At 38.1% G+C, this 21,660-nt stretch carries 21 protein-coding genes; all 21 read left to right on the forward strand.

Features of this window, described 5'->3' with window-relative positions:
- Positions 1-79 precede the first annotated feature (79 nt).
- The 21 genes from scfB to ACSV5T_RS06395 all read left to right on the forward strand — a co-directional run bounded on the left by scfB (position 80) and on the right by ACSV5T_RS06395 (position 21,458).
- Positions 80-1,489, forward strand: coding sequence for a thioether cross-link-forming SCIFF peptide maturase (scfB, locus tag ACSV5T_RS06295; protein WP_438320539.1), 1,410 nt, complete (start codon positions 80-82; stop codon positions 1,487-1,489).
- A gap of 34 nt (positions 1,490-1,523) precedes the next feature.
- Positions 1,524-3,803 carry a carbamoyltransferase HypF gene (gene hypF, locus ACSV5T_RS06300; protein ID WP_438320540.1) on the forward strand — a complete coding sequence of 760 codons (2,280 nt, stop codon included), beginning with the start codon at positions 1,524-1,526 and terminating at the stop codon, positions 3,801-3,803.
- A gap of 143 nt (positions 3,804-3,946) precedes the next feature.
- Complete coding sequence (locus tag ACSV5T_RS06305; RefSeq protein WP_295783481.1) at positions 3,947-4,198, forward strand: HypC/HybG/HupF family hydrogenase formation chaperone; 252 nt, start codon at positions 3,947-3,949, stop codon at positions 4,196-4,198.
- Positions 4,158-5,276, forward strand: a complete 1,119-nt coding sequence (hypD, locus tag ACSV5T_RS06310; RefSeq protein ID WP_438320541.1) for a hydrogenase formation protein HypD — start codon at positions 4,158-4,160, stop codon at positions 5,274-5,276. The genes ACSV5T_RS06305 and hypD overlap by 41 nt, the downstream gene beginning before the upstream one ends.
- 1 nt (position 5,277) lies before the next feature.
- Positions 5,278-6,285: a hydrogenase expression/formation protein HypE gene (gene hypE, locus ACSV5T_RS06315; protein ID WP_438320542.1), complete on the forward strand. Its 1,008-nt coding sequence runs from the start codon at positions 5,278-5,280 to the stop codon at positions 6,283-6,285.
- A gap of 254 nt (positions 6,286-6,539) precedes the next feature.
- A complete protein-coding gene (locus tag ACSV5T_RS06320; RefSeq protein ID WP_005387067.1) occupies positions 6,540-6,986 on the forward strand; it encodes a hypothetical protein in 447 nt (148 codons plus the stop codon).
- A gap of 108 nt (positions 6,987-7,094) precedes the next feature.
- A complete protein-coding gene (locus ACSV5T_RS06325; protein WP_039969271.1) occupies positions 7,095-8,213 on the forward strand; it encodes a hypothetical protein in 1,119 nt (372 codons plus the stop codon).
- A gap of 37 nt (positions 8,214-8,250) precedes the next feature.
- A complete protein-coding gene (locus ACSV5T_RS06330) occupies positions 8,251-9,804 on the forward strand; it encodes an LptA/OstA family protein (RefSeq protein ID WP_005387063.1) in 1,554 nt (517 codons plus the stop codon).
- A 13-nt stretch (positions 9,805-9,817) separates the two neighbouring features.
- Complete coding sequence (gene galU, locus ACSV5T_RS06335; RefSeq protein WP_005387062.1) at positions 9,818-10,681, forward strand: UTP--glucose-1-phosphate uridylyltransferase GalU; 864 nt, start codon at positions 9,818-9,820, stop codon at positions 10,679-10,681.
- Positions 10,682-10,842: 161 nt separating this feature from the next.
- Complete coding sequence (locus ACSV5T_RS06340) at positions 10,843-11,409, forward strand: hypothetical protein (protein ID WP_298633262.1); 567 nt, start codon at positions 10,843-10,845, stop codon at positions 11,407-11,409.
- 8 nt (positions 11,410-11,417) lie between these two features.
- On the forward strand, positions 11,418-11,930 hold the full coding sequence (locus ACSV5T_RS06345) for a biotin transporter BioY (protein ID WP_005387058.1): 513 nt from the start codon (positions 11,418-11,420) through the stop codon (positions 11,928-11,930).
- Positions 11,931-11,996: 66 nt separating this feature from the next.
- Positions 11,997-13,103: a thiolase family protein gene (locus ACSV5T_RS06350; RefSeq protein ID WP_438320543.1), complete on the forward strand. Its 1,107-nt coding sequence runs from the start codon at positions 11,997-11,999 to the stop codon at positions 13,101-13,103.
- 1 nt (position 13,104) lies between these two features.
- Positions 13,105-14,400 carry an AMP-binding protein gene (locus ACSV5T_RS06355; RefSeq protein ID WP_438320544.1) on the forward strand — a complete coding sequence of 432 codons (1,296 nt, stop codon included), beginning with the start codon at positions 13,105-13,107 and terminating at the stop codon, positions 14,398-14,400.
- A gap of 27 nt (positions 14,401-14,427) precedes the next feature.
- Positions 14,428-15,426, forward strand: coding sequence for a nucleoid-associated protein (locus ACSV5T_RS06360; RefSeq protein WP_005387052.1), 999 nt, complete (start codon positions 14,428-14,430; stop codon positions 15,424-15,426).
- A gap of 80 nt (positions 15,427-15,506) precedes the next feature.
- Complete coding sequence (gene ybaK, locus ACSV5T_RS06365; RefSeq protein WP_039969269.1) at positions 15,507-15,998, forward strand: Cys-tRNA(Pro) deacylase; 492 nt, start codon at positions 15,507-15,509, stop codon at positions 15,996-15,998.
- A gap of 9 nt (positions 15,999-16,007) precedes the next feature.
- Entirely contained in the window at positions 16,008-16,733 is a 726-nt protein-coding gene (locus ACSV5T_RS06370; protein ID WP_438320545.1) for a ribonuclease H1 domain-containing protein, read from the forward strand.
- Between the two features lie 22 nt (positions 16,734-16,755).
- Positions 16,756-17,679: an NAD-dependent epimerase/dehydratase family protein gene (locus ACSV5T_RS06375; protein WP_105088996.1), complete on the forward strand. Its 924-nt coding sequence runs from the start codon at positions 16,756-16,758 to the stop codon at positions 17,677-17,679.
- 20 nt (positions 17,680-17,699) lie between these two features.
- Positions 17,700-17,978 carry a DUF1294 domain-containing protein gene (locus tag ACSV5T_RS06380; RefSeq protein WP_024065484.1) on the forward strand — a complete coding sequence of 93 codons (279 nt, stop codon included), beginning with the start codon at positions 17,700-17,702 and terminating at the stop codon, positions 17,976-17,978.
- An 84-nt stretch (positions 17,979-18,062) separates the two neighbouring features.
- Positions 18,063-19,499 carry a glucose-6-phosphate isomerase gene (locus ACSV5T_RS06385; RefSeq protein ID WP_119206285.1) on the forward strand — a complete coding sequence of 479 codons (1,437 nt, stop codon included), beginning with the start codon at positions 18,063-18,065 and terminating at the stop codon, positions 19,497-19,499.
- 9 nt (positions 19,500-19,508) lie between these two features.
- Positions 19,509-20,498, forward strand: a complete 990-nt coding sequence (gene galE, locus ACSV5T_RS06390; protein WP_438320546.1) for a UDP-glucose 4-epimerase GalE — start codon at positions 19,509-19,511, stop codon at positions 20,496-20,498.
- A gap of 129 nt (positions 20,499-20,627) precedes the next feature.
- Positions 20,628-21,458: a hypothetical protein gene (locus ACSV5T_RS06395; protein ID WP_257846663.1), complete on the forward strand. Its 831-nt coding sequence runs from the start codon at positions 20,628-20,630 to the stop codon at positions 21,456-21,458.
- Positions 21,459-21,660: the final 202 nt, after the last annotated feature.

A 21,660-nucleotide genomic window follows, 5' to 3' on the forward strand; every position in this document is an offset into this window, starting at 1 on the left:
TTAACGCGGAAATGTGGTACAATTATCTAGAAAGTTCTATATAGTAGAGCTTTTACCATACATATTATTTGGAGGTACCATGTTAGAATTAAAACCAATGATCCATAAGTTTCGGATGAAGGATAACTATTACTGCTTAGATGTAAATAGCGGTATCATTCACGTTATCGACGAACTCATTGATAGAGTTCTTGACATATATGATGGCACTAATCGCGATGCAGTACATGCTGCTTTAGATGCTAAGGAAGATGCAGTAGAACTCGATGAGATTATGGATGAGTTAGATGAGCTCATTAAGGCAGAGCAATTGTTTGCTCCAATGAGTACTGAGTTTAAACTTGTAGTAGGTGAAAAACCTATTGTTAAGGCACTATGCTTAAATATTGCTCATGATTGTAATTTGGCATGTAAATACTGTTTTGCCAGCCAAGGTGATTACGGCGGTGTAAAACGCGAGTTAATGAGTTTTGATGTGGCGAAGCGTGCTGTAGATTTCCTCATTAAAATGAGTGGCCCTCGTCAACATTGTGAAATTGATTTCTTTGGTGGGGAACCTTTATTGAACTGGGATGTTGTAAAACAAACCGTTGAATATATCGAATCCATTCAAAAAAAGCACAATAAGATCTTTAAGCTTACATTGACTACAAATGGCATGTTGTTAACACAAGATAAAATCGATTATGTAAACGAACATAAAATGAGTCTTGTATTATCTTTAGATGGTCGTGAATCCGTACATAATGCAATGCGCCCTGTAGCGGGTAGTGGTGCTGAGTCTTATAAATATATTGCTAAAAATCTTATCAATGCCGTAAAACAACGTCATGGTCTTGAATACTACGTACGCGGTACGTATACACATAAGAATTTAGATTTTACAAAAGATGTTATGGCTATGTCTGATCTTGGCTTTGAACATTTATCCATGGAGCCTGTAGTAGGTGAAGAAGGGGATTATGTACTACGCGAAGAGGATTGGCCAGTATTAGAAAAAGAATATGAAAAATTAGCAGATATTTACCTACAACGTCAATTAGAAGGTTGGGGTGAGAAGTTTAACTTCTTCCACTTCCGTATGGATTTGTATCGTGGTCCATGTATGGCTAAACGCCTTCGCGGTTGTGGGGCAGGTCATGAATATATGGCTGTTGTACCTAATGGCGATATTTATCCATGTCACCAATTCGTAGGTAAAGATGGATACGTGCTTGGCAATGTATATGATGGTTTGAAAAATACAGAAATTCCTAAAGATTTCCGTAATACACATGTGTTCTCTAAACCGACTTGTGCTGAATGTTGGGCGAAATTCTTCTGTTCTGGTGGCTGTCATGCTAACAATATTACATTAGGTGGCGATTTAGAAACACCTTATGAATTTGGTTGCCGTTTACAAAAGAAACGTATTGAATGCGCTATCATGATTCAAGCTGAGTTAGAACAAGCTGGCATTGATGGCAGTATTCCTGTGGCATTAGGTTAATAGCCTTAATTCTCCGTCTATAGTAGGAGCTTATATGAAACAAAATAGTAATCAAACTATAGAACGCTGGGGAATTCGTTATACCGGTATAGTTCAAGGGGTCGGATTCCGGCCCCTTGTTTCTATGTGGGCGCATTCTCTAGGGTTAACTGGTTTTGTTTATAATGATAGCCAAGGTGTTTACGTTGAGGTACAAGGTTGTGTTGGTGATTTACAGCTATTTTTAGATGCTATTCAAGATGACCGACCTAGACTGTGCCGTATTACAAGTCAAACAGTAGAACATCTAACTATAAAAAATAATGAAGTTGAGTTTTCTGTGGAGCCATCTCCTTTAGGGGAAGCAGTTAGCACCTTTATTAGTGCCGATACAGCGCCATGTGCTGATTGTCTTAAAGAACTACAACAGGACAAGCGTAGAAAAGAATATCCTTTTATTAATTGTACAAATTGTGGCCCACGATATACGATTATTAAATCTCTTCCCTATGATCGTGAACGAACGACGATGGACGAGTTTCCCATGTGTGAAGCTTGTAAGGCTGAATACGAAGATATAGAGGGGCGCCGTTATCGTGCTGAACCAAATGCTTGTGTTCAATGTGGTCCTTATTATACTTTATATAAACCTAATCGTACGGTTGTAGATACTGTAAATATATGGAATACTACCCGTGAATTAATCAATGAAGGTAGTATTATTGCTATAAAAGGGATAGGTGGCTACCACCTAGTTTGTGATGCTCGAAATGATGCGGCGGTCCAACGCTTGCGTAAGCGTAAGAATCGACCACATAAACCCTTAGCAATTATGGTAGGGTCCCTAGATACGGCAATTGAGCTTGTCCATCTTAGTGATGAAGAACTTGATGTTTTGACGGGAATGGAACGTCCTATTGTATTATTAAAAAGAAATACCGATAGTTTAGTGCGTTTGAGTCCCCATGTAGCTCCGGATAATCATATGCTTGGCGTAATGTTACCATATACACCGATGCATGAGGTACTATTACCATCAGATGCGGCATGGGTCATGACAAGCGGTAATCGAAGTGGTGATCCAGTTTTATATGATGATGATCAAGCCTTTGAAGAGTTAGAATCGGTTGCCGATTATTTCTTGGTGCACAATCGTCAAATTTATGCACCTCTCGATGACTCTGTTGTGACGGTCATCCATAATAAACCTCGATTGATTCGTCGTAGTCGTGGTTATGTACCAGAACCCATTCATTGTGAACTTTCAGGGCAAACTCCGATACTAGCTATGGGTAGTGATCTGAAAAATGCATTTGCTATGAATAAAGGCTCAGAAGTCCTTGTAGGTCCACATATTGGTGATCTACAAAATGCATCTACTCATGCAACTTTGGAGTGGACTATTGACCGATATGAGGAATTGTTTTCTATACAACCAGAGAAAATTATTGTAGACAGTCATCCTCAATTTTTCTCGTCCCACTTAGGAGAGCGCATTGGTAAAAGCTTACAGATTCCTCTTATGTCCGTTCAACATCATCACGCTCATATTGCATCAGTCATGGCAGAGCACAATCTTGAAGGTCCAGTGCTGGGGATTGCCATGGATGGTACTGGATATGGACCAGATGGAACGGTATGGGGTGGTGAATTTCTCCTTTGCAAGGGAGACCAATATCAACGCTTAGCTCATATCCATGAAGCGCCATTACCGGGGGGAGAGAAAGCTGTCTCTGAGCCATGGCGCCAAGCCTTATGGTATATCCGAAATTACTATGGTAAGGATATTCCACCTATCTACCAAGATTGGATGAAAGAATTGCCTAAAGGTTGGGACATATTAGATAAAGCATTACAATCTACGATGCCTATGGTTCAAGCAACGAGTTGTGGGCGTTTGTTTGATGCGGTAGGCTCTCTTTTGGGGCTTGGTATGGTCCACACCTATGATGCACAAATTGCTATAGCGTTAGAGGCTCTATGTGGTGATGAAAAAGGAATATTGCTTGATTATAACTATGATGGGCGAACTCTTGATTTTACACCTACCGTTCAATCCATTATGGATGGTGTAGTTAATGGCGAATCTAGAGCTTATCTTGCTACATCCTTCCATAAAACCGTTGCTATCGCAATATGTGAAACCGCAGCGGATTTAATGGAGCGATATAATGTTAATGATGCGGCTATTTCTGGCGGTGTATTTCAAAATCGCAAATTAGTAGAGTTAATATATCGTGCTTGGCATGTAGGCAATTTGTATATGAATGAAGCGGTTCCTTCCAATGATGGTGGATTAGCATTTGGTCAACTATGGATTGGTAATCAGAAATAGTAATATATTCTTGTAGCTAGTATCACTTAATAATTACTATAATTGTGATACAATGATATTAGAAATATTTATATATGGTGAGTTTGCTTACATAAAAGTAAACACATAGAATTTGTTATTAATGAAATATATAAGGAGATAGTATGTGCTTAGCTGTACCAGCACAGTTAGTAGCTGTGAATGATGTTATTGGCACTGTTGAATTAACAGGTGCCACCCGTGACTGCAGCTTACTCCTCGTACCAGAAGCAAAGGTAGGGGACTGGTTGTTAGTCCATGCGGGTTTTGCTGTACAAATTGTTGATGAAGAAGAGGCACAAAAGACATTAGAGGCCTTTAGGGAGCTAGAAGAACTTGAAGAAGCTTACTTTGCAGGAAAAGCAGAACAGTGCTGATGCGTTGTTAAAACGCATCAATGCTCTTCATGAGCCTGGGGAAACCGTAAGGCTTATGGAGGTATGTGGTACACATACTGTATCGATTTTCCGTGAAGGTCTTCGACAATTATTGCCAAGTGGCATTGAACTTGTAAGTGGACCAGGATGTCCTGTATGTGTAACAGATCAAACGTATATGGATAAGGCGTTAGCCTATGCTGAACGGGATGATGTTATTATTGCTACCTTTGGGGATATGTTAAAGGTTCCTGGTAGCTATAGCAGTCTTAGTGAGGCTCAAACAAAGGGCGCCCATATTCATGTCATTTATACCCCTTTAGAGGTGGTAGAACTTAGTAAAAAATATCCAGATAAGAAAATAGTATTTCTGGCTATAGGATTTGAAACGACTATTGCCGTAATTTGTGCAACAGTAAAAGCAGTTCACGCAGCAGGCCTGAAAAACGTTTTCTTCCTTGTATCTCATAAATTAGTGCCCCCTGCATTACGAGCTTTACTGGATAAACAAGAAGGGCATATCGACGGATTTATTTTGCCAGGTCATGTAAGCGTTATTATTGGTGAAGAACCATATCAATTCTTACCTGAAGAATATCACATACCGTCTTGTATTGCTGGCTTTGATGGACTTGAAATTTTATCTGCTATAGCAAATATTTTAGAGCAACGTAAAACCGGTAATTTTGTTGTGGGTAATACCTATCATTCTGTAGTTATGCAGCAGGGCAATCCGGTCGCGCAAGCGATGATCAAAGAAGTATATGATGTATGTGATGATGCGTGGCGCGGTATCGGTGTCATTCCAAACTCTGGCTTAAGATTAAAGGATGCATATGCAGCCTATGATGTGGAACGTGCATTACCTATCCAGCTTGAAAAGCCTTCTCTTGATCCAAAGGGATGCCAATGTGGTCGTGTATTGCAAGGGCTTATTAAGCCGAGTGAATGTCCATTATTTGGTAAAAGTTGTACTGCAGACCACCCTGTTGGTGCTTGCATGGTATCTGTAGAAGGTAGTTGTGCAGCATGGTATAAATACGGTTATTCCAGTGGTGGATCGACGTGGGAGGATTAATATGGAACGAGTTCGCTTAGTCCATGGGAATGGCGGTCGATTTAGTCATGAATTGACCGAGCGTTTTATTTTGAAATATTTTACAAATGATTTATTGGCTCCTTTACATGATGGTGCTCAATTTCCTGTTACAGCAGGGCGTATGGCGTTCTCTACAGATTCCTATGTAGTACAACCAACGTTTTTCCCGGGCGGAAATATTGGTAAATTAGCTGTATGTGGTACTGTGAATGATTTAGCTATGAATGGTGCTGTCCCACAATATTTAAGTTGTGGCCTTATTTTAGAAGAAGGCTTGGCCTTTGATGAGTTAGATGAAATACTTCATACTATGTCAGATATGGCTAAAGCTGCAAATGTACAAATTGTTACAGGGGACACTAAGGTTGTTAAAAAGGGCGAGGTAGATAAAATCTACATAAATACAGCGGGGATTGGCATGATCCCAGAGGGGATTGATATTGGTCCACATCGTGTGAAGCCTGGTATGGATATTGTCTTGTCTGGTGCCATAGGAGATCATTCTATTGCCGTTATGGGACAACGATTTGGATTGGATTTATCTGATGCATTAAAAACTGACTGTGCTCCTTTAAATAACATGGTTCATGCTGTACTTGATAAAGTAGGTCCTCAAGTAGCTCTATTGCGAGATCCTACACGAGGTGGTTTAGGTACTGTGTTAAAAGAAATTGCAGATCAAAGCCAAGTGGGGATTAAGGTAGAAGAAGCGGCTATACCAATTCACGCCGAAGTACAATCTGTTTGTGATATTTTAGGGTATGATCCGTTATATTTAGCAAATGAAGGAAAGGTTGTACTCGTGGTAGATCCATCCGTTACAGATGAAGTTCTATCTATTCTTCACAGCTTTGAAGAAGGTAAAGAAGCGGTACTAATTGGCAAAACATTAGATAAGAATATTGGTAAGGTTGGTTTGCAAACTGCTATTGGTGGTGTTCGCTTAATCGACTTGTTAGGTGAAGATCAAGTTCCTCGTATCTGCTAATTATATAATTGAGTTTCTTTAAGTCTTAAAGATATGTAAAGGTAAGAACTATTTTGTGCCTATAGAGTATGAGTTAGACTTGATATTGACACTAATTCTTTATGATGGTAGCATTAAATTAAGTTGTGTAAAATTCATTGATTGTTCATCGGACTTTTATACAATGCTAGTATCTTTATGTGTAAGTTCTTATACTTTCACTAGAATCTATGTATAGAATTTGTTAAAATATAAGTATCTATAGGAGGCTTATTATGAAAAAGAAGATTATTACAGCTGTTCTAGGGATTTGTTTAACTACAACTGCATTTGGCGGTATCTTGACTACTCAAGCTGGTGGCCTTAGCAGTATTCTTGGCGGTGCAGCTAAAATTGGTGGTATCGGTATTGTTATTAATAAATTCGGTCCACAAATTGACTCTTTCTTGAATAAATTATTGAAACAAAATAACTTAAGCACAGAATATACAACTAAAGTTGTACCTATCATCAGTATCGGTACAAAAGGTTATATCGGTGCTGCTCAAGTTACTGGTCCTGCATCTAGCATTGAACAAGTTAAAGCCGTTGCCCAAGTAGAAGGTAGCTTTAACGGCATGGTTCGTGTTAAAGGTTTAGTACCTGTTGATAGCACAAACCCAGTTGGTGCATCTCGTGTTCAAGGCGTAGGTGTATCTGCGATTATCGATTTGAAAATTTAATGGCCACTGAGCATATAAAATAGTAGACTCAGGGAATAAGCACGGTCTTAGGCCCGTGCTTATTCTGTTGTATAACAGTTATACATTAGATACGTTGTGGAGGAATTTATGAAGAAGCAAGTACTTACACTTTTAATGGCATCCTTGATTTCAGGCACTGCATTTGCTGCTCCTGGCACAGTTACAGAGAAAACAAATGTTTTGGAAACTACTGTATATGGCGCAGTACAAGATGGTGCTGTAGTGGACCGCATTAATCAACTTGATGAAACCGTGTATGGTACTGGTTTCAATGGCAATTCTGCTACATTGAGCAAACGTGTTGATTCCCTCTATAACTCCGTAGAAGGTAGTGGCACAAACATTTCTTTGCGCGAAGAAATGGACGCACTTGAATATACATATCAAAATAGCATTAATGCAGGTTCTCTTGTAGATCGCGTAGAAAAGATGGAACGTAGCGTTAATGGTCGTATTGGTAGTGGCTCTTTACAAAAACGTATCATTTCTTTGAAAACAAAAGTATATGGTAGCAATGTAACGCTTACTAACCAAGTTGGTACATTAGCTGGTAACCAAGTCTTCAAAGTTACCTTGAATGACGCTGTTTCTTCTAAAACTAGCCATGAAGGCGACACTGTTGCTTTCACAGTAGCTGAAAATGTAATGGATGGCAATGTGTTATTGGTACCTGCAGGTACAGTAGGATCTGGTACAATTACATCCTTGAAAAAGGCTCGTTCCTTTGGTCGTAATGGTGTATTAGACATCACATTTGACACAATCCCTGCTATTGATGGTACTGAATTTACTGCAGTACAAGGTAAAGAAGCTAAGGATAAAACTCGCAGTGAAGTTAAAGCAGCTGGTGCATCCGTAGCTGGTGCTGTTTTACTTGGACCAGTAGGCTTAGTAGGTGGTGCCTTTGTTAAGGGTAAAAATATTGAATACCCTGCTGGTGCAACTATTTATGTACAACCTCAAGATTCTGTTACAATTCAAGGTCTTGTAATTGGTGGTGATGGTTTGGCTCACAGTGATGATGAATTGGCTGAAGCAGTAACTGTACCTAATACGGCCGATGAATCTGAAGAGACTGTAGATACTAATGAAGCAGCTGTTGATGAAAATGAAACAACAACAGAGGAACCAGCAGCAGTAGAAGAACAAGAAGAACCGGTAGAAAATGTTTCTCAACCTATCGTAGTTGTAAAGCGTAATCAATAATTAACAAATTCTTAAAGCAAGAGGAGTTCTAGTAACCATGAGGAAACGTAAAGTACAATGGCTGGCAGCGGCTTGTGTTTTTTGTTTAGCACAACCAGTATGGGCCGCTACGGAGTCAACCACGGTATATCAAGATCAATTGGATAGCGTTGATCAATCCTATCTTGGAGAAATCTCTAAAGCATCTACACCTGAAAATAGTAATATCCGTGTTGTGCGTCGTGGTGAAAAGGCAAAGTCTGATCAACCTACAGAACAATTGCCGACTCGTATTGATGCAGATAAAATGTCCTATACTGGGTCCACTGGTGATGTATATGCACAAGGTGATGTAGTAGTGACTCAAGGTAATCAAACCTTGATGGCACCACGTATAGAAGGTAATACAAAAACTACAGAATACCGTACTGTTGGTGGGTATCGCTTTTTGGAAAATGGCGGTAAAACAAAGGATATTACAGGTCAAAATATGACATATCGGACTAGTGACCGTCATTTTACAGCTGACCAAGCGTTTGGTTGGAATGATCCTTACTATGTGAAGGGGCAAAATGCTACATTTGATGGTGAAACTGGTCATATGGATAAAGGCATGGTTACCACAAAACATGCGATGGCCTTTAAACATACACCAGATTATCGTGTAGAAGGTCAAGATATCAAGGTGTATCCTGGCGATAAAGTCATTATTAAAAAACCGTCTTTCTACATTAAAAACTTTAAGGTTTTATCTTTACCTTCTTATACAGCGTCCTTGCGCCATGATAAAGAAGGAAAATTCAGTATATTCTCATTAGTTCCAAAGCCTACATATAGTAGTGATGATGGACTTGGCTTGCATGGTAGTACTGATTATCCAATTGGTAAGCATGGTGAAGCTTATATCGATTATCGCTGGTATTCAAAATCAGGCTTTAAACCAAAAGTTGGTTATAGACATTACTTGCCTTGGGCTACTGCGTCAATTGGGTACAGTAAAGAATCTAATGAATATAATGATGAAACGGTATGGGTTGAAAAGATTGGTGAGGCCCGTTTAGATACTCATACGTATCATGTGGGTAAATCACCAGTAACTGTACGCGGTGGCGTTAATGCCGGTTATTGGAAAGAAGGTTCTGTAAAAGGTTCCCATAAGGAATACTATACAGAAATATCTCATGATCCAATTAAGCTTGGTAAAAATGCTGATTTACGCTTCTTGGGCGGTTACCAACGCGACTACTATGGTTACGATGGCACGATTCGTAGCATGCCTTACTGGGGCGCTAGATTCCGCTCTAAAGTGGGAAATCGTGCTAATGTATGGGTTAGCTATAATCAACGTAATATTTCTTATAATAACTCTCCATATCGATTTGATACTACAGAGCTTCCTAAAGAGCTCATCTATGGCGGTAACTATAAATTGACTCGCTTAGATGATGTGTCTGTAAGTGTTAAAACAAATATGATGAGTGGTCAGATAGACTCTGTATATTATACATGGCATCGTGATTTACATTCCTTTGACTTGTACTTAACTTATAAGGATGCACATAGAAGCAATAATGATCAATGGAAAATCAAATTTGTTGGCAAAGACTTTTAATTAGGAGATAACTATGCAACGTATTAGAAAAGCCGTTATTCCAGCAGCTGGCTTTGGTACACGCTTCTTACCAGCTACTAAAGCACAACCAAAGGAAATGCTTCCTATCGTGGATACACCTGCTATCCAATATATTGTAAAAGAAGCATTAGATTCTGGTATTGAAGAGATCCTAATCATTACAGGTCGTAATAAACGCGCTATTGAAGATCATTTTGATAGCAGTGTGGAACTAGAATTGCTTTTACAAAGCCAAGGTAAAAATAAACAATTGGCTATGATTAAAGACTTAGCAGATATTAAAGTTCACTTTATTCGTCAAAAAGCTCCTCGTGGTCTTGGCGATGCTGTACTATGTGCAAAAGCCTTTATTGGTGATGAACCATTTGCTGTGTTGCTTGGTGATGATATTGTATATAATCCTGAAAATCCATGCCTTAAACAGTTAATTGAGTGTTACGATGAACATCCTGGTATTATCTTAGGGGCTCAATTTGTACCTGAGGATAAAGTTAGCTCTTATGGCATTGTATCCGGTGAAGCATTAGCGGATAATTTATATCGCGTTCATAATTTGGTGGAAAAACCAAAAAAAGAAGATGCACCATCTAGACTTGCAGTATTAGGTCGTTATATTTTAACGCCAGATATTTTCAATATTTTGGAAAATACAAAGCCAGGCGTAGGTAATGAAGTTCAATTGACTGATGCTCTAGCTGCATCCAAAACTGATACGTATGCTTTAGCGTATGAAGGTATTCGTTATGATACAGGCGATAAATTAGGTTATTTGAAAGCTACTGTTGAGTATGCCCTTCGTAATGAAGAGTTAGGTGAAAATTTCAAAGCTTATTTGAAAGAACTAGATCTTAAATAGTAAATCTATATATTAAAAGAGCCTGTGGATGTTACCATAGGTTCTTTTAATTGGTAGCGATATTTTTGCATTATTGTCAACAAATCGGATGTGATTTTGTTGACTAATAAAATAATGTTGATTATAATCAATTTATTGAATAAATAAAGGACTGTGATTATATGAGATCGCTCTTTACAACATTGTGTAATAATGATTTTGGATTACCAGGGCATTGTGTTATTAAGCATATGCATTATGATGCTTCGGGTAGTGATCAATCTATCTGTGGTATTTTATATCAAGTTGCTAAAACTACTACAATTGGTATTCTAGACAAATCAGGTTTTTTAATAGTTGATTTACGACCGGTACCGAGAAAATTTCGTATTCGTTCAATAATTCATGAAGAAGAGAATGATCGGACGATATCTTTCTCTAAGGAGGATATCATACGATTTGTAAATGATATTAACGATACCAATGAAATTCATCGTGAATCGCCCTATGTAGTGCCTGGTTGTATGATTTTAGAAAATTTATGGAATTATTGGAATATTAGTAAATCTGCACAGCAGATGGCTATTTATTTTCATGCACCCGTTATTGCAGATGATCAGGTAACTTTGGTGGAAAACTCTGAAGATGCTCATGTAGAAGGTTATGTAGGTGACACATTGGCATTTTCTGCTACGTTTTTTGGTGAAAATGAAGATTTAACATCTTTAAAACAAAGATGTATTAGTTAGAGGTAATTATGGAAGCAAGACGTTTAACAAAAATGGCTTTATTAACAGCCTTATTATGTATTTCAGCATATATTTCGTTCCCATTGCCATTTAGTCCGGCTATGGTAACTGCATTGACTTTGGTGGCTACATTAACAGGTCTATTATTGCAACCAAAGGATGCATTTATTGTATTTATCATTTACGTTTTACTTGGTGCTGTAGGTTTACCAGTATTCGTTGGTGGCACAGCAGGTCTTGGCAAATTATTAGGACCAACAGGGGGCTTTATCTTCTCTTGGCCAATAGCTTATACATTATTAAGCGTATTCAAAGGTTCTAAGAAGAGCTTCTTCTCTTATGCATGGCGTTCTCTTGTAATTACTATTCCTGTAGTATATCTATTTGGCGTTGCAGGCTTTATGATTGTAACAAAAACTGAACTTTGGGCGGCATTGCCTGTAGTAATGTTCCCATTCATTCCTGGGGATATTGTAAAATGTCTCGTTGCTTCTTGGTTAGCAACTAAAATTAAAATTTAGAATGTAATAATGAAAAGAGGCATTCCTTGGGATGCCTCTTTTCTGCATTTTCTTATAGGAGCTAATATGTCAGTATATATTCATGGTGGGCTTAGAATCCCTATAGGCGTATTACATGGACAATATAGAAATATGAGACCTGAAATGTTAGGAGCTCAACTCATTAATGAATTAATCAATCGTTATGATATTTCACAAGTGGATGGGATCTTTTGTGGTAATGCAGTTGGTACAGGTGGGAATATTGGTCGCCTTATGGGGCTCATGACTAATTTACCGAATTCTGTTCCTGGGATTACCGTAGATATGCAATGTGCATCAGCCTTGATGAGTATTGAGATGGCCTATACACATATTGCATCAGGTGTTATGGATTCGGCTATTGCTGGTGGTATTGAAAGTTCTTCATTACAGCCCGATAGGATGTATGCAGCTGGTGATAATCGTGAAGGCCTATATAAGGTTGCTCAGTTTAGCCCTAACGATTGTTCTCCTCTAGCTATGTTAGAAGGGGCAGAGAGGACGATTCAAAAGCATAATGTACTCAAGGAAGATTTATATCCATACATTATTGGCAGTCACCAACGGGCCATTGAGGCCTTAGATAATCCATATTTGCAATCTTATATTATGCCTATTACCATCGATGGAAAAGCATGTGTAGATGAATGTATTCGCCCTAAGATGAATGAGAAACTATTATCACGTATGAAGCCTTTATTAGGACCTAATTCCATTACAAATGCAGGCAATGCTTGTTTAACTCATGATGGCGCGGCTTTTGTATACGTATCTCATGAAAAAGGGCCCTTTAGAATTCATAGTATTATGCCTTGGGCGGGAAATCCTCAGTTTAGTCCAGAAGGAGCTTTAGAAAGCACAGAAGCGATTTTAAAACGCACTGGTCTAACGATGGATGATATTGATGTAGTAGAGTGGAACGAAGCCTTTGCTATCATTGATGTTCTCTTCAATAAGGCCTATCCTAAGCATTTAGAAAAATATAATAAATTGGGTGGTGCCTTAGCGTATGGACATCCTTATGGCTGTTCTGGTGCTATATTAGCTCTTCATTGTATGGCTGCTTTAGAATCTTGTAATGGTCGCTATGGTTTATGTGCTATTGCCGGTGCAGGCGGTACAGGAACTGCTTTGATTATGGAACGAATGTAAAATGACAATTATTGAACGGTTACGACAATATAAAGACTTAAAGCCTCATAAGGTTGCTCTTATTGTAGATGATACACAGTATACATATGGTGAATTGTATGATGCTATTCTTTCAATAGATCTTGATGATACTAGTGGTATCGTACATCTTACTCAAGTTAAAGAAACATTAAAAAATAAAGTTCTTTTAATTCAGAGTCAATCCTTTTTAGAACAACTTGTACAATGGTTAGGTGCATTGTATAGATGTTACATTCCTATGGTATGCCATAATGAAATGGATAGTGAGTATATAGACGAATTAGCTCATATTATAGCTGATGAAGGCGTGTTACCATTAACTGATTTTGGTGTGCTTACATCGGGCACTACGGGGCGTCCTAAGCCCTTGTGGCGAAAGGAAGAATCTTGGCGAGAGTTTTTTGATATTCAAAATAATATCTTTCATATCAACGAAGATACAAAAATCTTTTTGCAAGGCAGCTTTAGTTTTACTGGTGTTAGTAATATGGTTGTTGCTGTCTTATGGGCAGGAGGAACCATTGTTACTACCAGTTCCTTGCGTCCTACTCGATGGATTGAGCTGCTTGAAAGATATGAAGTAGATCATATCTATGCTCTTCCTACAAAACTTAGATTGCTCGTAAGGCATTGTAAATGTAAATTATCTGCGATTAACTATATTATTGCTGGCTCACAAGTGCTTGATCGTCATTTGATGGAGCAGTTGCAACAGCTATGTCCTAATATGGAGTTTATTCTGTATTATGGTGCTTCTGAGCTTAACTATATAACCTATTGCACAGGTAAAGAGTGGCTAGACCGAGAAGGCACTGTGGGCAGGCCATTCCCAACAGTCCGAATTAAAGCAGATGATGGGGTTATATATGTAACTACAAAATATCATATTGAAGGCATTTCTGATACATATACCGTTAATGATTGTGGTTATATAGATACAGAGGGGTATCTTATGTTTACTGGGCGACAAGGAGATGTGGTAAACAAGGGGGGCTATAAAATATCTATTCCCTCCATGGAAACTTATTTGCAATCTATAGATGGTGTCTCAGAAGTAGCTATTATCGATATCATAGATGATGTAAAAGGGGAAGATTTTGTAGCGTATATGGTGTTGGAGGATAATGTTCTAGTAGCTGATGTTATGGAAACAATTCGGCATCATAGACCTTCCATAGAATGGCCAAAATCTATTTACCCTATTCCTATGTTACCTCTTACAGAATGCTCAAAAGTTGATAAACGAAAGCTAAAAGAGTGGTATAATAAAGGGTAATCGTTTTTACTGTTATAAGGAGGCATCATGCAGATTAATAAGGCGGCGCTAGAGATTTTCGATTTTACGTCTTCTTTAGCTGTATACTCTGAACATGAATTAAAGGTTGGCGATCAAGCTATTCATGATTATATTTCAAATCATGTAGTTAAGGCGTTCAAAGACCCCGGTGCTAGAACAGGTACCTTGCATGATGCAAGTCCATTTGGTAAACAATTAGTCGATTATAAAAATGGAGACCTCAAGTTTATAGAGTTATCTAAGAATTTAGGTGAAAGCTTGTTTACCTATATGAAACAAGCGACGGACTCCGTTGTTATCGATACGATTATTTGTGAAGCTGTTACGGATGCATCTTATATCTGCATTCTTCTGTGCCAAGCTCATGATGCTTTTACTCATCAACTATTTAGTGAAGATGATGGCAGTTTAGCTACTGAACTTGTTTCTCATAAGGCTGTGTTGCCTATGCCTTCACAAAAGTTACGCGCCTTTGCATCGATTAATTTGCATGATTTTAGCGTTCGAATTTTTGAACCAAAAGGTGAATTTGATGGTGAAGTATCCTATATCTTAGCAGATAAGGTATTGCAATTAGGCACTAACCAATCTTCTAGAGATACGGTGAAAAAGGTGAAAGCTATCGTAGATAAGGTGGCTCAAGCCCATGAGTCAGATGGTGTCGTTGAATTGACGATTGCAAAGTCTATGATTGCGAAAAATGCAGAAGTATCTGATACAGTAGATCCTGTTCGCATTGTGGAAGAGGTATTTAAAGCCAATCCTGTTCAACAAGAGGCGGCTAAGAAAGAATTAGCTGATGCGGATATGATGAGGCCTCTACCTGTTAATCGAGAGTTTGCTACGAAGGTTGGCGAACATCATAAGATTAAAACCGATACGGGCATTGAAATTTCTTTTCCTGTAGAGTATATGAAAAATCGCGAGTTCATTGAAATCAAAACTAATGATGATGGAACCTTGCGTATTGAACTAAAAAATATTAATAAAATCGTAAATAAATAGTAATGAAAAATATATTTATCGATAGAAATATATTATGGTATGATTAAATTTATTTGTTATGCTAGTATATGGAGGTTATAGTGGGTAAAGAGAAACATAAGAAAACAAATGCATTACGTATTTTAGATACTCATAAGATACCTTATAGTATTAGCGAATATGAGTGGTCTGAAGAGCGTGCTGCAGGCCTTCATGTAGTAGAAGCTTTAGGACTCGATGAAAAACAAGTCTTTAAAACACTTGTTGGTAAGGGCGATAAAACAGGGTTTGTAGTATTCTGTATTCCAGTGGCTGAAGAGCTAGATATGAAACAAGCGGCTCGTGTCAGTCATAATAAGTCTGTAGAATTGATTCATGTTAAGGACTTACTAGGTATTACCGGATACTTACGGGGCGGATGTTCTCCAGTGGGGATGAAAAAATCATTTCCTACCTATTTTGATGCCACAATGGAGCCTCAAGAGTTTGTATATGTAAGCGCTGGTCTACGAGGCATGCAGATGAAGGTAAATCCAAAGAACTTGGCCTCTGTTGTAAATGCTGAATTTGTATCACTTACAATGGATCATTAAGAGGTACGTATGGCAAAGAAGTTTTATGCAGTTCGTCAAGGCCGTGTACCAGGAGTTTATACTACATGGGCAGATTGTGAGAAACAGGTAAAGGGTTTTGGCGGTGCTATCTACAAATCTTTCCCTACAGAAGCAGAAGCACGTGCCTTTGTAGATGATTCAGGATTATCCTTGAGTGATTTCATGAGTGCTAAACGGAGCGAACCTAAATCGCCACAAGCAGTTAAGTCTAAATCTATGAATTCTAGACCTATAGGATTTAGTTCTAAAGTTCAAAATAAGGTATCTCCAGATGTGGTGAAACCAGATTTTACTAAGGCCGACCATATTATTGCTTATATTGATGGTAGTTATAATAAAGGCACCAATACAGTTGGCGCTGGTGGCGTTATCTTCTTGAATGGGTCTAAGGAGACTTTTTCATTTCCTTCGAATGATGAACGATATACATCATTTTGGAATGTAGCTGGTGAGCTACTAGCTGCTATGTATGTTATGAAATATGCCATTGACCGTGGTATTCCAGAATGTTCCCTATATTATGATTATATGGGAATAGAAATGTGGGCTACTAAACGATGGAAACGCAATAATGCACTGACTCAACATTATGCTGCGTTTTATGACTCTATAAAAGACCGTGTGCGCGTACACTTTCACAAGGTAGCTGCTCATACGGGTGATACATATAATGAAATGGCTGATGTACTAGCCAAACAAGGCGCGGGAATTTAACTTTCTCAGAAAGGAGGGTGTTATGAATATATGTGTTACAGGTGGAGCCGGTTTTATTGGTTCCCATCTCGTTGATCGATTAATTGAATTGGGGCACAATGTGCTCGTTATAGATAATTTATCTACAGGTATGCGTTCTTTTGTACATGATTCTGCTCAATTTATTGAGATGGATGTACGAGATCCAAAATTATTATCTGTTTTTGAAGAGTTTAAGCCCTCTATTGTATTTCATGAGGCTGCTCAAACTATGGTTCAATCCTCTATGGAGAATCCAAGTTATGACTGTGATGTTAATTTGTTAGGGCTTATTAATGTACTTGATGCCTGTCGTAAGGTGAAAGTTGAACAATTCTTAATGCCTTCTTCGGCTGCTGTGTATGGGGACTTAGCAGTATTACCATTGACAGAAGAACTAAGTGGTATGCCATCATCCTTCTATGGTTTGACTAAGCTTACTGCAGAAGGGTATTTACGTATCTATCGTGAAGCTTTCGGGTTAAATACAGTATGCTTTAGATATGCCAATGTATATGGTCCACGTCAAGGTGATGGTGGTGAAGGTGGCGTTATTAGTATTTTCAATCGTTTAATCGTTGAAGGTAAGCCTTTAACCGTATATGGTGATGGGGAACAAACAAGAGACTTCATTTATGTAGAAGATGTGGTAGAAGCTAATATTAAGGCTATGGGCAATACTAGCTGTACAGGTATTTATAACGTGTCTACTAATACGGGAACATCTGTTAATGAGTTAATTACACGATTCAGATCTATTAGTGGTGCTGATTTTATGGTTCATTATGAAGACGAACGCATAGGGGATATCAAACATTCACGTTTAAGTAATGCAAAGGCAGAACGTGATTTTGGATTTGTAGCTTCAACAACATTAGATGAAGGCTTACAAAAAACATTAGAATATTTTAAAGCTCATCATAAGTAAGGTATATAAGGTTTGGGGACATGAGTGATACACAATTCTGGGTTACTGTAGGGCTATGGAATCTAATTGTATTTAGCATGTATGGATATGATAAGCTATGTGCTATTAAGGGGTATAATCGGATTTCAGAGTTCACATTATTATTTTTAGCATTTGCCTTTGGCGGCCTTGGTGCGCTATTGGGCATGGTTATTTGGCGTCATAAGACTTTAAAGCTTAAGTTTAAACTAGCTATCCCTATTGCATTGTTATGGTCTGTTTATGCAGTGGGGTTTGGTTATGGTTTGTGGGTGAATTGATTGCATAAACTAATATTTTATTCATTGTTTTATGGTATAATGAGTAGAATATTGTACATAAAATGTCAGTGAAGGAGATATTTGATGTTGCGATTACAATCGGGGTTCGAGTTAGATTACGCTAACATATATAATGAAAGTTGCATACAAGAACGAGACGTAAAAAACTTTGAGCGTGCTATACAAAATGTTTGGCGCCATACCAATATTTTACGCTCTACAGGCTTTGAAGAAGGCCATGTTTCCAAGGACGGCTTGCCTGAACCGGTATTGTTTTACCAACTTCCTTATATTTCTGAAGATGGTATTAATACACCTGCAATGCTAAAACGTCTTTATGAATTGAGGGACTATGCTCGCCATAATATTGATACAGTTGTATCTGTAGGTATTGGTGGTTCTTATTTGGGTAGTAAGGTTATTTTTGATGTTCAATGTGGTGCATTTTGGAATAATCTTAGTACGGAAGAACGCAACGGATATCCACGGATGTATTTTGCTGGATTTAACGTAGATGGTGATTATTTATCAGGCCTTATTCGTACCTTAGAGTATCAAGCTCAGAAAAAAGGACCCGACTATAAGGTGATGCTCGTTATCACCTCTAAGTCTGGCTCTACTATCGAACCAATGGCTAATTTCATGATTTTGGAAAAAGCATTGCAAGATCGGAATATAAATTATGAAGTAGTAGCTGTTACCGATACGTCTGATGATGAACATCCTACAGTTCTACGTTCTATGGCACTAGAAAATCATTGGAAAACCTATAGTATTCCCTATGGTGTTGGCGGTCGTTTCTCTGTGTTTACAGAGGTTGGCTTTGTAACGGCGGCTCTTGTGGGCTTTGATATTGAGGGGTTCTTAGCTGGTGCAGCTTCAATGGATGCTGCTTGCCAAGAAGAGGATATTTTCAAAAATCCTGCTTTATTAAGTGCATTGCTAAAATATATTGCGTCCGAACGTTATGGTCGTATTATTGAGGTGTTTATGCCTTATGGGGAAGCCCTTCATTCCTTATCTGATTGGTATGTACAGCTATTGTCCGAATCGTTAGGTAAGATGAGTAATACATGCTTACCTTATGGTCGTACACCAGTTGCGGCAGTAGGAACTATGGATATGCATGCTCAAGTACAAGAGCATCAAGAAGGTCGCCTTAATAAGGTCGTTCAATTTATTAAGGTTAAAGAGTGGCAACATAATCTTGTAGTGCCTAATACACATAGTCAATATGAACGATTGCAAGCACTTGGTAATGTAGGCATTTGTGATATTCTCAATATTGCATTAGATGCTAATAGAGAGGCTTTATCTAGTGACAATCGCTTTAATATGACGATAACTGTACCAACATTAAATGCATTCCATTTAGGGGAAATCATGTTTATGCATTGTTGGGCTGTTTACTTTGAATCTATTTTTGCTGGTGTAGACGCTTTCGATCAACCAGGTGTTGAAGTTTATAAACGTCTCATCGGTCCAAAATTGGCTCATGTAAAGGATGGAGAGAATTCATAAGGGGGAACTATGAATATTTTAGTAACAGGTGGGGCTGGTTATATTGGGAGTCACACAGTACGTGCCTTACAACAATCGGGTTATACACCTATTATTGTAGATAATCTATCGCGCGGTCATGTAGAATCAATTCCTGAAGGGGTACAGTTCTACAATATGGATATAGCAGATCCAAAATTAGTAGATATTATGAAAGGTCATAATATCATTGGTGTTATGCATTTTGCGGCTCATTCACAGGTCGGTGAATCTATGGTGAATCCAGCTATTTATTATGAAAATAATGTAGTTGGCTCATATCATCTTATTGAGTCTGCTCGTAATGCTGGTGTAAAACATTTTGTATTTTCCAGTACAGCTGCTGTTTATGGGGAACCAGAGATAGTGCCAATTCGTGAAGATGCGCCATTGCATCCAACTAATGTATATGGTCGTACTAAACTGATGATTGAAGAAATGCTATCTGATTATAGTGCTATTTATGGTTCTACGTATGTTGCATTGCGTTATTTTAATGCGGCTGGCGCAGATCCGTCTGGTACGATTGGGGAAGATCATCATCCGGAAACACATTTGATTCCGCTTGTGCTAGATGCAGCTCGTGGTAAAAGAGAGCACATAACTGTTTTTGGTACTGATTATAATACAGCTGATGGTACATGTGTACGCGATTATATTCATGTTAATGATTTGGCTACAGCTCATGTGTTAGCAATGGATTATTTGCGTAACGGTGGTGAATCTCAAGTGTTTAATCTTGGTAGTGGCAATGGCTTCTCCGTTAAGGAAATTATTGAAACTGCTAAAGAGGTAACTGGTATCGATATTCCTGTTCAATATGGTGATCGTCGTGCTGGCGATCCAGGTACATTGATTGCTTCCTCTGAAAAAATTAAAGAATTACTTGGTTGGGATCCTAAATTCAGTAATATAGCCGATGTTATCAAAGATGCTTGGAAATGGCATACATCTCATCCTGATGGTTTTAAAAGCAAATAAAACAAGAACAAATCCTTTTGATTTGTCAATATAATGAATGACTCTATTAGTCACCTAGGTGACTGGTAGAGTCATTTTTTTGTAGGAATTTAAAAGGACCTCCTAGAATATGTCAGCAGGAGGTGGAATATGAACTTACAAGATTATATACAACGCATTAAATTATGGATTGATAAACAGTATTTTATTATTCGTCACTATAAAATTATTATTTCTGTTTTTCTTGTAATTATAGTTGGCATATTAATCGTTGGTGTTTTATATCCTCACGAAGAAGAACGTGTTCATATACAACCTGAGCATGTTAATGGTGGGGAAAATAATCAGACCCGATTAAGTTCAAAAGAATCATCAGAAGGAATATCACATAATAGACAGAAACATCATAACAGTGATGCTAAAGAAACGAGAAAAGATGACAATCTAAAAACTAAAAGTGAGGGCCGTTTGTTATATGATGTGAGCAGCGTGGAACGCGGTCATCCTTGGAGAGAGGTTTTTAAAGATTTACCAGATAATGATGTACATGGTAGACATGAAGATACTAAGGATGTAGATGAAGTGGCTGATAGCATTAATGATATGCAAGGGTTTAATAATAGTAAGTACTCAGGCAGGGATACATATAAAGGACGGACTAATAGGTATAAAACCAGGAGAACACAGAATAAGAATAAACACACAGGGGATAAAACCATTAGTGATAGCAGTGATGATTTTACTAATAATCAAATTAATTCAAAGTCTCATAGTAGGTTAAATTCTTCGAGTATGGAACAGCCTGTTGAACTTGTTGGTATTGTTGAGGGCAATGAGATTATTGCTATTTTACGAAAAGGTACAGAGGAGCAAATGGTTACTGTTGGGATGGTTTGGCATGGCGTTACTGTCTCTAATATAAGTGCAAGTGGTGTAGAAATCGTTGAAGGAGGTTCATCACGGTGGTTAAAAATCAATTAGGTAAGGATTGCTTACGTAGTAAAGTGACCATAGTAAGAAAAAAACTATTCAAAGCTAGCATACTACTAAAAATAATTATAATAGTGGTTATGTTTCTATATGCATCATTAGGGGAATCTTCTATAGTATTAGCGAGTAATACAGGGCCAGCAGTAACTACTAATCTAGAAAGCGATAGGGACTCACTAGATAGAGAAATTAG

The sequence above is a fragment of the Veillonella sp. ZSJB6 genome (assembly GCF_051549505.1).
Classification (GTDB): Bacteria; Bacillota; Negativicutes; order Veillonellales; family Veillonellaceae; genus Veillonella.